Origin of the sequence: Paenibacillus tyrphae (genome assembly GCF_000722545.1) — a bacterium.
GTDB classification, from domain to species: domain Bacteria; phylum Bacillota; class Bacilli; order Paenibacillales; family NBRC-103111; genus Paenibacillus_G; species Paenibacillus_G tyrfis.
This window is the reverse complement of the sequence record NZ_JNVM01000004.1, coordinates 203,368-215,363: the sequence shown is the minus strand read 5'-3', so window position 1 is coordinate 215,363 and position 11,996 is coordinate 203,368. Positions and strand designations below refer to the sequence as shown.

The following is an 11,996-nucleotide window of genomic DNA, read 5'->3' as shown; positions in this document are numbered from 1 at the left end:
CTCACTTCTCCCAACGTACCGGCACTTTCACCTGCTGCACGACCGATTGCAGGACGGATTGCACCGTAGCCCCCTCCATCCGGGCTTCGGCCGTCAGCAAAATCCGGTGGCCGAGCACGTACGGCACCAAAAATTTAATATCGTCCGGGATGACATAGTCCCGTTCCTGAATTAACGCAAGCGCTTTGGAGGCCTGCACGAGTGCAAGCGTCGCCCGCGGGCTGGCGCCGAGATAGATCGAGCCATGCTCGCGCGTCAGGCGGGTGACGGCGACCAGATAAGCGGCAACCGCTTCGTCGAGATGCACCTGCTTGACCTGCTTCTGGATCGCCAAAATCTGCTCGCTGTCCACGACCGGCTCCAACTCTTCAAGCGGATGGACGACGCTTTGCGCCAAAATCATCTTCGTTTCCGTATCCGCATCCGGGTAGCCGAGACTGAACTTCATCATAAACCGGTCCAGCTGGGCTTCCGGCAAAATGTACGTGCCCTCGAAGTCAATCGGATTTTGCGTTGCCAGCAGCAGGAACGGCTTCGGCAGGTCATACGTTTCCCCGTCGACCGTTACATGGCGCTCCTCCATCGCTTCGAGCAGCGCGGATTGCGTCTTGGTCGTCGCCCGGTTAATTTCGTCCGCCAGCAAAATATGCGTCATAATCGGTCCGGGACGGAAAATAAATACCTCGTCCTTCGGATGATAGATCGAAACCCCCGTAATATCGGTCGGTAGAAGGTCGGGATTGCATTGAATACGGCGGAACTGGCCGCGGATCGATTTGGCAAGCGCTTTGATCAGCACCGTCTTGCCGGTGCCGGGCACATCCTCAAGCAGCACATGGCCTCCTGCCAGCATGGCGGTCATCAGCAGCACAATCTCGTCCGTTTTGCCGAGGATGCAGGATGCCAAATTCGCTTGTATGCGCTTCAAGGCTTGAATATCTTCTCGTATCATCGTTTCCATCGTCCGGGCCTCCTCGAAATGTTATCGTACAAAGTATATACGTATGAACGGGAAATAAAGTTGTCAAAAATGGTTCCATATGGGGAAAATAACGTCAAATTGCAACAAAATGTAACAAATTCGGAATGATCCCTCTCACGGGTTCGGTTAACGAGCAAGGAAGCAAAGTCTATTCTTTTATTGTACAGGATTCAAAAAACGGCGTATACGGATAAAACCGATGAAATTGTTCGGTGAAATGCAAAAAAAGCCCCGGAAAATCGCCGGGGCACGCTCGGACGGGCCGTGACACAGGTCCGCTCAGCCTTGCGGTCTGAACACGAGCGCCGCAAGAAACGAAAAGATGATGGCCGCCGAGATGCCCGCACTCGTCACCTCGAAGATGCCGGTAATAATGCCGACCACCCCGTGCAATTTAAGCTCGGCTAAGGCGCCGTGGACGAGCGAATTGCCGAAGCTTGTGATCGGTACGGTCGCCCCCGCCCCGGCAAACTCGATAAACCGGTCGTACAGGCTCTTATTGCCGATCGGAATGCCGTCGACAATCGCTCCTGCGACGACCAGCGTGCTCATCGTATGCGCGGGTGACAGCCGCATGACGTCAATCAGCAGCTGCCCGATTACGCAGATGGCCCCGCCAACGATAAACGCCCAAACAAACTGCATCCAATCCATAGTCTAACGCACCTCGCTTTCGATCGCTACCGCATGGGCGATGCAGGGAATGCTTTCTCCTTGCTGGAAGGAAAGCGGAGACAGCAGCGCTCCTGTCGCCACCACAAGCACCCGCTTCAGCTCCCCCTTTTTCACGCGCTTCAAAATATGACCGTAGGTGACGACGGCAGAGCAGGCGCACCCGCTGCCGCCGGCCTGCACGTTCTGTTTCTCCCGGTCGAAAATCATCAGGCCGCAGTCTTTATAGGACGTTTGATGGATCGGCACCTTGTGCTTCTCCAGCAGCTCGCAGGCGATTTCGTAGCCGACCTTCGCCAAATCGCCGGTCACGATCAGATCGTAATAACCCGGCTCCCGCTGAAAATCGCGAAAATGCGCCTGCAGCGTATCGACCGCCGCCGGGGCCATCGCAGCCCCCATATTGAACGGGTCCTTGATGCCCATGTCGATGACACGGCCGATCGTCGCCCCGGTCACGACCGGACCCTTGCCGTGGTTCCCCACAACGGCGCAAGCTGCGCCCGTTACTGTATACTGCGCGGTCGGCGGCTTCTGCGAGCCGTATTCCGTCGGATAGCGGAACTGCTTCTCCGCCGTGGAGTTATGGCTGCAGGTGCCGGCCATGACATGGTGGCCGAAGCCGGAATCTACGATCAGCGACGCGACGGCAAGTCCCTCCATCGAAGTCGAGCAAGCGCCGAAGATGCCGAGGTACGGGATTTGCATCGTCCGGACCGCAAAGCTGTTGCTGATAATCTGGTTCAGCAGGTCGCCCCCGACATAGAACTGGATATGCTCTTTGGTCAAGCACGCATTTTCGATCGCCAGCTTCGCCGCTTCCTCCAGCATATTTTTCTCGGCCTTCTCCCAGCTGTCCTGGCCGATCGTCGTATCCGCGTGCACAATGTCGAATTCGTTGCCGAGCGGTCCGCTGCCCTCGTCCGGTCCGACGATCGTAGCCGTCCCCCGGATGACCGGCCGCTTCTTGAATTCCCAGCTTTGGGCTCCCTTCAGCATCTCATTTGACCCCCAATCCGAACAGCCAGTGAATGAGCCCGATCACAAATGCGGATACCGTCCCGTAGACGATAACCGGGCCTGCCAGCTTGAACATGTTACCTCCGACGCCCAGCACGTAGCCTTCGCTTTTATGCTCCAGCGCCGCGGAGCACATCGAGTTGGCAAATCCGGTTACGGGGACGGCGGAGCCCGCCCCCGCCCATTGGGCGATTTTGTCGTATACGCCGAGGCAGGTCAGAACGACAGATAGGAAGATCATGACCGCTACCGTCGGATTCCCCGCCGTTTTTTCGGTAAATCCGAACCAGTAAATAAAAAATTGGGTCACGAATTGTCCGATCAGACAGATGAACCCGCCCACAATAAAAGCGCGAAAGCAGTTTTGGAGCACCGGACGCGCCGGCTCTCTCTTTTTCGCAAGTTCCTGATATTCCTGCTGGGTCCAGGTCAATTTTTTCATTTTGGACTTTGTGGTCATGCTCGCTGTTCCTCCCGCATGGTTTTTATCGCTTCAACAGAGGTTCGGCCTGCTCCAAGATCCGGTTCATCTCCTTCGCGCAGCTCTCGTACACGCGCTTCGCGCCCTCGTTCTTAACCGCCAGAGCGTACAACGACAAATCCGCTTCGCATTTCTTGAGCGTTGCAAACAACAGCGGCTTTGACACATCGTCAGGCACTAGAAGCATGTCGTCGTACAAATCGACGTGCAGCCCCCCGTATGCATCCACTTGACCGAGAAACACGTTCTCCAAGGTCACGCCTATTTTTTCCAGCTCCGTGAAGAGCCATTCCCGGCTTAGTCCTGCGGTGGCCAGCGGCTCGTCCATTATGTTGCCGTCGATAATGACCGCTTGCGACTCGCGTTCGGGCGCCGTTTTGATTCCGAGATGCTTCGCCGTGAGCGGTTGATTTTCTTTTTTCAGCAGCACGCTGACTTCCCCGCTCGGTTCCAGCATGGCAAACTCCACGTCGGCCACGTTAAATACGCTTTTGGCCCGCAGCTGCTCCAGCAGCTCGTCGGCGGTATAGCGTTCCTTCTTCAAATTGTCCTCGAGAATTTTGCCTTCCTTGATGAACACCGTTCCTTTTCCCTCGAACCAGTCCCGCAGCCGCTTGCTTTTCAGCGTCAGCATCTCCAGCAGCAGCGGAACCGCGAACCAGAGCAGCAAGGCGATAAAGCCGTGCATGTAGTTCGCTTCGACGTCGGTGGACATAAAGCCCGCAACCTCGCCAAGGGTAATTCCCGTTATGTATTCGAAGAAGGTCAATTGAGATATTTGCTTTTTCCCCAAGATTCGGGTCATCAAAAACAAGATCGCGATCGTCAAAAGCGCCCGAAAAAAAATGTGCATCCAATCCTGCAACGAATCCCTCTCCTTTTCCGCGCGAGCTTAGCTTTCTTGGTGTAACGAGATCAATTAAATTATTTGCCGAAACGGAAGAGTTATGGCAGGTAGTTATTGACATTCATCAGCATCCCCATAATCGCGCACATTATCATTTGTGGAGGTGATAATGATGACCGTGGCAAGCCAAGTGAAAACGACGCTAGCTTCGCTGAAAAGCGCACAAGCCAGCTTGGAAACGTTCGCGCTGGGCACGCAAAATCAGGAAGCCAAGACGCTGTTCCAAAATTGCGCGCAGCAAACGCAGCAAATCGTTGACCAAGTCAGCTCGCGTGTGCAGCAGCTCGAGAACGAGGAGCCCCAATATAAAGGGTTTTAAGGCATGACAAAAACAGCCCGGTCCGTTTCTCCCAAACGGCTCCCGGGCTGTTTTTACTGCGCTTTGTATTCCCGCGCCGGTGCTCATGTACAGCGGTTTGCATCAGGCCAACACCATCAAAACGATCAGCAGCAAAATAAATAAGATCAGAATGAGCAGCAAGGGAGTGAACAATCCCATCGGCATCGCCCCTATCCGGATGGTTTGCAATCGTCCCTTCATGCTATGCCCGGTTAAAATAAATGGCACGGACAAAAGCCCATCTCTATCCTAAAGTGAAAATAAGTGCTATAATATTAGCATTGTTCACGTGAACATTAATCGATTTTCGGGAGGACTACCGATATCATGACGATTGCAACCAAGGAGCAGTTGACCGCCTTTGTGACCGAAACGGTGCGCACCACCCCGGTCACCGATATTCATACCCATCTGTTTGCCGAATCGTTCGGAGACCTGCTGCTGTGGGGAGTAGACGAGCTGCTGACGTACCATTATCTGATCGCCGAAACGTTCCGTTTCCGTCCGGATTTGTCTTACGACGCTTTCTGGCAGCTATCCAAGCAAGAGCAGGCCGACTTGATCTGGCGGACGCTGTTTATCGATCATTCGCCTTACAGCGAAGCGTGCCGCGGCGTCGTCACGGTATTGAACCGGCTCGGCTTCGATCTGGCGAAGCGCGACCTGGAGGAGTACCGCGCGTATTTCCGCAGCGTCAGCGCCAGCGACTACATCGACCGTATTTTGAAGCTCGCGAACGTGAAGACAGTCGTGATGACCAACGATCCGTTCGATGCTTACGAACGCGGGAAATGGGAGTCCGGCACAAGCCAGGATCCCCGCTTCCTGGCTGCGCTGCGGATTGATCCGCTGCTTAATCTGTGGGACAGCTCTTGGAGCAAGCTCAAAGAGCAGGGCTATGAGGTCAGCGCCGACTTGTCCGGCGGCACGCTCGCCGAAATCCGCCGCTTCCTTAAGGATTGGATTGCCCGAATGAATCCGCTGTATATGGCCGTTTCGCTGCCAAACGATTTTGCGTATCCGGAGGATTCCGCACGCGTCCGCATCATCGACGAGTGTATCGTGCCGGTTGCACGGGAAGCGGGAATTCCGTTTGCGATGATGATCGGCGTGAAGCGCAAAGTCAACCCGTCCCTGAAGGATGCGGGCGACAGCCTTGGCAAAAGCGACATCGGCGCGGTCGAGCGAATCGTCAGCAAGTATCAGGACGTGAAATTTCTGGTTACGATGCTGTCCCGGGAAAACCAGCACGAGCTCGCCGTCACCGCGCGGAAAAACCGCAATCTGCTCGTGTTCGGCTGCTGGTGGTTTCTGAACAACCCGAGTCTGATCGAGGAGATTACGCGGATGCGGCTTGAGCTGCTTGGCGGCAGCGTCATTCCGCAGCACTCGGATTGTCGTATTCTGGATCAGCTCTTGTACAAATGGGATCACTCGCGCGCGATTATCGGCAAAGTGCTCTGCGATAAATACAGCGACCTGTTCGACGCCGGCTGGCGGCTGGAGGAAGAGGAAATCCGCCGCGATATCGAGGATCTGCTCGGCGGCGTATTCTGGAAGTTTCTCGGCAAGCCGGACCCTGCGGCCTAATATCGGTTCTTCGATTATCATAAGAGACGGTCTTCTGCGCGGCGCAGGGGCCGTCTTTTGCATACGTCAGACAAGGTTGGAATCTTTGTTTTCCATGATCTTCCTGATCGTAGGAATCCCGGGCAAACAGGATGACAAAAAGCTTCCTGAACCCTAAGGGCGGGAAGCTTTTTGGTATGCAAGGAGGGCGAACGCCTGCAGCGGCCGTTGGTGGTTAGCCGTCAGGTGTTTGTTTTTGTTTCTGCTTTAGTAAATGCAAGAGCAGCGCCAAAGGTAACGGACAGTCATGGAGCGCCGCGAAATTCCGCGTTTTCTATCGGACGGGTAACTAGGAAAAAGGACCCCTTGCGGAGTCCTTTCCAACGGTGAACGATTTTTGGTATTTTGCCTTGAACCTCGCCTAAAGCTCGGGTCTTACCTCATTCACGATCGCAGTACGTGTACTACTCTAACGTGTCTTTGGCACATCCCTCCGCTTCTATCTCGATTCGGAAGCAACTTCCCCGGTATTTCTCGTTGAACGGTTCAACGGAACCACACCTCTCTTTTCACCGTTGATTGTAGCATGTCCCGCCTGCGACTTTTTTATTCCATGCTTTAAAAAAAAGTCGGTTTCATGCCCGTTCAATCCCGTACGATAACCACCGTACCGAGCGGGATGTGGCGGTACAGCCACTCGACGTCTCGATTGTGCATGCGGACGCAGCCCGACGAAGCGTTGCTGCCGATCGAGTACGGCCGGTTCGTTCCGTGAATGCCATAACGATACCCTCCCGAGCCCGGAACGTTGATTCCCATCCAGCGCGTCCCCAGCGGATTTCGCGGGTCACCGCCAGGAATTTGCTTCCGTACGTACCACGGCTTCACGATTTTGGTCACAATATGGAACGTCCCCGTCGGCGTCATGTCCTTCGTCCGTCCTGTCGCAACGGCAAAGCCGTATGCCGCCCTCCCGTTCACGATGACGGTCAGCCGGTTCTCCGATTTATCGATCAACAAATATACGCCTTCCTCCTCTAAACCGGCCGGGGGCGACGTCCCTGTGGAAGGCGCCGGGTCCGCTCCCAGTACGCTTCCTGCCGGCCAGACGCCGAATAAAAGCATCAGGAGAAAAAGGGATATTCTCAACAGCCATCATCCTTACTCTTTCGTGATGAAGTCACACGCCGTTTTAGTGTGCTCCAACGCGCAAGCCGCCTATTCACCCGTTTAAACCGTTCCCGGCGTCCGTCAGATCCGGCATACGTCAAGCGGACACTCGGCACAGCGAACCATCGCCTGGAAGAAGGATAGATTCGTGACCACGAATCTTCCGTTCTCCGATTCGATGGCCCCGGCTGCTTTATATTCGCTAAGCATCCGGTTTACTACCTCCCGGGTCGAACCGATCATGTTCGCCAGATCCGTATGCGTCAATTTGATCGTGATGCGAATCCCCCGTTCATCCTTTTCGCCATAAGAGTGGGTCAAGCGGATCAAGGTGGAGGCGAGCGCGCCGTTCTTGCCGAACAGCAGCAAATCCCGGAATTTGGTCTGCATGAATCGCTGCATCTGACTCATCCATTTGAATAGCTGCAGCGCCATATCGCCGTGCTTCCAGATGAGGATTTCCAAGTCTTTGATCAGAATGACGCCAAGCGACGCATCTTCCATCACAATGCCGTCATATCCGTAAGACTGCGGTTCGCAGCTTCCGAACTCGCCGAACAGATCGCCGGGCTGCGCCACTTGCAGAATGAGCGCTTTGCCGTCCTCCGTCGATTTGCTCAGCTTCACCGTACCCTTATGAACATAGTACAGCCTGTCCGCCGTATCCCCTTCCCAAAACAAATACTCGCCCTCCGCCGCTTTTTTCGGGTACATGATTTGTGTGAGCCGTTCCATGTTTTCACCCGACAAAAACTGCGGAATGTGATGAGCGGCTTCCGGCGTCGTCCGGTTAGCGGTTTCCATATACACCATCCTTATCCAGGAAACTCCTTATGATAATTGATGGTATCAAATCATTATTAGATAAATGTTAGAATTCATTTAGACATTTGTTTTATTTGCGTAACATCGTAGCGAGCGTCAATGCAGGCTGCCTTTACGCAAGCCGGAGGGCGGGCAGCCAAATCTTTTCTTGAAAGCTCGTTCGAAATGCGTCAGCGTGTTAAAGCCTGAAGCGTGGCATACTTCCGTCACCGGCAGGTCGCTTGCGGCCAGCAGCGATTTGGCAAACGTCAGACGCAGCTCCTGCAGGTAGCTCTGAAACGAAATGCCGCTCAGCTTGCGGAACGTATGGCTGAAATAATTGGGCGTCAGCTTCGCCTGCCGGGCGACTTCCTCCAGCGTCAGCGCTTCCCGGAAATGATGGTGAACGTACATAAGCGCTTTCTGCATGCCCGGGTGCGCCGATCGTAAAGCCTCTCGAATGCCCGAATCCGACGACCCGCGATCCTGCCGGCACTGCCTCGCAAGCCCGACCAGCATGCGCGTCAGCGTCGCTTTAATCATCAAGCTTCCGCCCGGCCGCGAATCGTTGAATTCCGCAAGGACACGATCAAATTCTGCCTGCATGCCGCTTGCCTCCGCAGCGTCGAGCCTTGTCTGAAGCTTCAGGATACCGGGAAACAGCAGCTCGCGCAGTTCGTCCGTCAGCACCTCCTCCAGAAAAACGAGGTTGAGAATTTCCATCGTTTCTCCGGGAGCCAGCTCGATTTCATGAAAGTCTGCGGGCGTCAGCAGAAACATGCTGCCGGGTTCAAGCCCATGCGGCTCTCCATTCACGATGTTGGTTCCGCGGCCGGACCGGACGAAGCACAGCTCGTAAAATTCGTGCCAATGCAGGTCGACGCGTCCGGCAACCGATTGACGGTAAACATGAAAAGGAGCGTTCGGCGCCACATAGTGCACGCTCCGCAACCGCTCCGGTTGTTTGGGTCCCATGACGGCCCTCCCGCTCTCATCTAAGAGTTCATTGGATAAGTCCCATTATACAGGAACGAACGGGTTTCCTGCGATGTCTTTGCCGCGCGCCAGCCATATTTTGAAGTTCGGATTTTTCTCGGGCAGCACCTTCAATTCCGTGGAAAAATAACGCATCGTGTAGCCGCAGCGGCGGTGCGGACTTGTATTCGGGGCGGCACCGTGAATAATCCGCGAATCGTGCAGCGAGCATTCGCCCCGCTCCAGCTCGAAGTATACTGCATTCCGGTCGTCAATTTGTTTAATTTGCGTCGGAAACAAGTTCCGTCCGCCGTCCACCGTCTCATACTCGGAAAATCCGTTCCGGTGCGTGCCGGGAATGACGCGCATGCAGCCATTGTCGCGGTTGCTGCGGTCTATGGCCAGCCAGACGGTAACGATTTTGTCATAGCCGCTGAGCCGCCCGTTCCAATAGGCCGAATCTTCGTGCCACGGCGTCGCCCGGCCGGTGTATGCATCCTTGCATATAAAATGGCTGGACCACAGCCCGATATTCGGACCGATCAGCGGCTCCACCAGGTCCAGCACCTCATCCGCAAGCAAAAATTTCAGCAGCCGCTCCTCGCGAAAATGCGGCGTATCCAGCTCGTCGGACAGCTTGCTTCCCTTTTGCGCCAGCTGCTCCTCGAAGATCGAGGTCAGTTCCTCCAGCTTTTCTTTCGAAAACAACGGCTTGTGGTGCAGCAGATAGCCGTTCTCGGCATAAAACGAAACCTCTTCTTGGGTTAACAAACTCATGAGTAACCGCCTCCTGTCAGCGTTCGGGTATATCCTGACTATAGGCTGTCGGGGCCCGGATTGGCTCATCGTTTGTTACGAAGTAGTACGCTTATCTTCCGATCGCAAGATTTCCCAGGCTTATGCAATCAGAACAACGGCAGATGGTGAGGAATATACGGTTGCCTGGTTTGGAGACGACAGCAAAGATTTGTCGCTGCTCGAAGAGAACCCCAGATTCGTGAAGTTCCACATCACCGAAATCGAAGGCCGGGCCAGCGGCGATTCGCTGCGAAGCTTGAGTATCAGCCCGAGCGTCGGTCTGGTCGAGACGGCGGATAAAGAGCGGCAGCCCGCGGGGATTTACTGGCTGGAGCAGCTGTATTCCGCCTCGAAGTAACGGGGTCCTCATCCTTACGAGTCCATGCAAAAAGGGAGCCACATAGAGTGACTCCCACGAATAGTAGAGGCCAGGCCGCCAGTTGTCGGTGCTGCCCTTTTTATAGTTGCGCTACCCGATCCGTTCCACGACGACTTCGCCGAGCAGCCGCTTGACGTCCTCCGGCTCGACGTAGCCCGCTCGGGCCGTCAATGCATTGGCTGTCCCGGAAGCGGTCGCCAGTCTGAGGCACTCCTCGACGGGAAGCCCTTGCGCTGTGCCGATAGCCATCCCCGCCACGTAAGCATCCCCACAGCCGACGGCATTCACCGCTTCGACCTTTGGGGCGTGCACCCGGTAGCAAACGCCGTGAAAAGCGGCCAGCGAGCCTTGCGCTCCCATCGATACGCTGATGCACGGAATGCCGGTCTCGTTCAGCCGAAGCAAGCCTTGCTTGAGCGCATTTTCGTCCTCGATCGAATGGCCGAGCCATTGCGCGACTTCATCCTCGTTCGGCTTGATGAAGTAAGGCTTCGCTTCTGCCCCCCGCAGCAACGCTTCCCCGCTCGTATCCAAAAATACGACGGCGCCCTGCCTTTGAGCGATCTCGATCAATTCCGCATAAAAGGACTTTGGCACGCCGGCGGGAAGCGAGCCGCTGAAAGCGACGACCTTCGCCCGCGCGGCAAGCAGCGCAAGCTTTTGCCGCATGGCCTCCATCTCCTGCCCGGCGATCGTCGGTCCCGGCTCCAGCAGCTCCGTCGACACGCCGTCTTGATCCATGATGTTCAGACAGATGCGGGATTCGCCCTCGATCTTCACGAAGTCATGCACAATGCCCTGCCGCGTCAATCCGCGTTCGATAAAATCCCCGTTGCTGCCGCCGGCAAATCCGGTCGCCAGCACGGGAACGCCTTGCAGCGCGACGACGCGGGCGACGTTGATCCCTTTGCCTCCCGGCTCCGCGTATACCCGGTCCACCCGGGAGACCTGCCCTGCGGCCAGCGCAGGCAAATGATAGGTCTTATCGATGGCCGCATTCAAGGTGACGGTGACAATCATCGGAGGTTTCCGGCTTTGCCGATGCAGCCGACCATGCGCATTTTTTCAATCGCCGCTTCTTTTACGGCCTTCTTGGCCGGAATCATATATTTGCGCGGGTCGTTCTCCTGCGGATTGTTCGCAAACACGGCCTTGATCGCGTCGGAGAAAACGATACGGATCTCGGTGGCAATGTTCATTTTGGCCATGCCGAGCGAGACGCAGCGCTTCACCTGCTCTTCCGGAATGCCGGAGCCGCCGTGCAGCACGAGCGGTACCGAGACGACCTCGGCAATGCGCCGGATGCGGTCGAAATCGATCTTCGGCTCGCCTTTGTAAATGCCGTGAGCCGTACCGATCGCAGGCGCCAGCGTATGAACGCCGGTCCGCTCGACGAATTCGGCGCATTCCTGCGGGTCGGCCATCAGCGCTTCGTGCTCGGCCACGACGATATCGTCTTCCACGCCGCCCACTTTGCCGAGCTCGGCTTCGACGTTGACGCCGGCTGCGCTCGCCACTTCAACGACTTGCTTCGTCAAGCGTACGTTTTCTTCGAAAGGCAGCATCGAAGCGTCGATCATCACCGACGTATATCCGGCTCGGATGCACTGCACGATCGTTGCAAAGTCCGTACAATGGTCCAGATGAAGCGCGATCGGCACCCGGGAACGGTTGGCCGCAACCGTGGCTGCCGCCGCGATATAATCGGGACCGAGATGCTTGACCGTCCCTACCGTCGATTGAAGAATTAAAGGCGATCCGGTTTCTTCTGCGGCGTCGACGACCGCTTGCAGCATCTCCAGCGTATGCACGTTGAATGCGCCGATTCCGTAGCCGCCCGCGCGGGCCGCTTCCAGCAATGAGGTGGATGATACTAATGGCATATCGATGTCATCTCGC

The 11,996-nt window shown here is 55.8% G+C and carries 15 protein-coding genes; 3 read left to right on the top strand and 12 right to left on the bottom strand.

All coding sequences use genetic code 11. The features are described 5' to 3' along the window. Position 1: 1 nt before the first annotated feature. The 5 genes from ET33_RS04400 to ET33_RS04380 form a co-directional block, all read right to left on the bottom strand. Positions 2-961, bottom strand: a complete 960-nt coding sequence (locus ET33_RS04400) for an AAA family ATPase (RefSeq protein WP_036677003.1) — start codon at positions 959-961, stop codon at positions 2-4. 300 nt (positions 962-1,261) lie between these two features. Then, on the bottom strand, positions 1,262-1,627 hold the full coding sequence (gene spoVAE, locus ET33_RS04395; protein WP_029191513.1) for a stage V sporulation protein AE: 366 nt from the start codon (positions 1,625-1,627) through the stop codon (positions 1,262-1,264). Positions 1,628-1,639: 12 nt separating this feature from the next. Next, entirely contained in the window at positions 1,640-2,653 is a 1,014-nt protein-coding gene (gene spoVAD, locus ET33_RS04390; protein ID WP_036676999.1) for a stage V sporulation protein AD, read from the bottom strand. Between the two features lies 1 nt (position 2,654). Beyond that, entirely contained in the window at positions 2,655-3,134 is a 480-nt protein-coding gene (spoVAC, locus tag ET33_RS04385) for a stage V sporulation protein AC (RefSeq protein ID WP_036676996.1), read from the bottom strand. A 25-nt stretch (positions 3,135-3,159) separates the two neighbouring features. Then, entirely contained in the window at positions 3,160-4,020 is an 861-nt protein-coding gene (locus ET33_RS04380) for a DUF421 domain-containing protein (RefSeq protein ID WP_036676994.1), read from the bottom strand. Positions 4,021-4,174: 154 nt separating this feature from the next. On the opposite strand from ET33_RS04380, the gene ET33_RS04375 reads away from it, so the two are divergent. Beyond that, on the top strand, positions 4,175-4,381 hold the full coding sequence (locus tag ET33_RS04375) for a DUF1657 domain-containing protein (protein ID WP_036676992.1): 207 nt from the start codon (positions 4,175-4,177) through the stop codon (positions 4,379-4,381). Positions 4,382-4,483: 102 nt separating this feature from the next. Here ET33_RS04375 and ET33_RS38875 read toward each other — a convergent pair whose 3' ends face one another. Continuing rightward, entirely contained in the window at positions 4,484-4,636 is a 153-nt protein-coding gene (locus ET33_RS38875; RefSeq protein WP_161783522.1) for a hypothetical protein, read from the bottom strand. A gap of 93 nt (positions 4,637-4,729) precedes the next feature. Between ET33_RS38875 and ET33_RS04370 the strand changes: the two genes are divergently transcribed. Continuing rightward, the gene (locus ET33_RS04370; protein WP_051775105.1) at positions 4,730-5,992 is read left to right on the top strand and encodes a glucuronate isomerase; all 1,263 of its coding nucleotides are present in this window, start codon (positions 4,730-4,732) and stop codon (positions 5,990-5,992) included. A gap of 624 nt (positions 5,993-6,616) precedes the next feature. On the opposite strand, the gene ET33_RS04365 is transcribed toward ET33_RS04370, so the two are convergent. The 4 genes from ET33_RS04365 to ET33_RS04350 form a co-directional block, all read right to left on the bottom strand. Beyond that, positions 6,617-7,120, bottom strand: coding sequence for a L,D-transpeptidase (locus ET33_RS04365; RefSeq protein ID WP_235206638.1), 504 nt, complete (start codon positions 7,118-7,120; stop codon positions 6,617-6,619). A 102-nt stretch (positions 7,121-7,222) separates the two neighbouring features. Beyond that, the gene (locus tag ET33_RS04360) at positions 7,223-7,945 is read right to left on the bottom strand and encodes a Crp/Fnr family transcriptional regulator (protein WP_036677746.1); all 723 of its coding nucleotides are present in this window, start codon (positions 7,943-7,945) and stop codon (positions 7,223-7,225) included. 117 nt (positions 7,946-8,062) lie between these two features. Continuing rightward, a complete protein-coding gene (locus ET33_RS04355) occupies positions 8,063-8,920 on the bottom strand; it encodes an AraC family transcriptional regulator (RefSeq protein ID WP_051775104.1) in 858 nt (285 codons plus the stop codon). Positions 8,921-8,965: 45 nt separating this feature from the next. Continuing rightward, positions 8,966-9,697: a phytanoyl-CoA dioxygenase family protein gene (locus ET33_RS04350; protein WP_036676987.1), complete on the bottom strand. Its 732-nt coding sequence runs from the start codon at positions 9,695-9,697 to the stop codon at positions 8,966-8,968. Between ET33_RS04350 and ET33_RS38335 the strand changes: the two genes are divergently transcribed. Continuing rightward, on the top strand, positions 9,696-10,076 hold the full coding sequence (locus tag ET33_RS38335) for a hypothetical protein (RefSeq protein ID WP_152570589.1): 381 nt from the start codon (positions 9,696-9,698) through the stop codon (positions 10,074-10,076). The two genes, ET33_RS04350 and ET33_RS38335, sit on opposite strands and share 2 nt — an antisense overlap. A 111-nt stretch (positions 10,077-10,187) precedes the next feature. On the opposite strand, the gene pfkB is transcribed toward ET33_RS38335, so the two are convergent. Next, positions 10,188-11,117: a 1-phosphofructokinase gene (gene pfkB / locus ET33_RS04340; protein WP_036676983.1), complete on the bottom strand. Its 930-nt coding sequence runs from the start codon at positions 11,115-11,117 to the stop codon at positions 10,188-10,190. Next, complete coding sequence (gene fba / locus ET33_RS04335; protein ID WP_036676981.1) at positions 11,114-11,980, bottom strand: class II fructose-1,6-bisphosphate aldolase; 867 nt, start codon at positions 11,978-11,980, stop codon at positions 11,114-11,116. The genes pfkB and fba overlap by 4 nt, the downstream gene beginning before the upstream one ends. Positions 11,981-11,996: the final 16 nt, after the last annotated feature.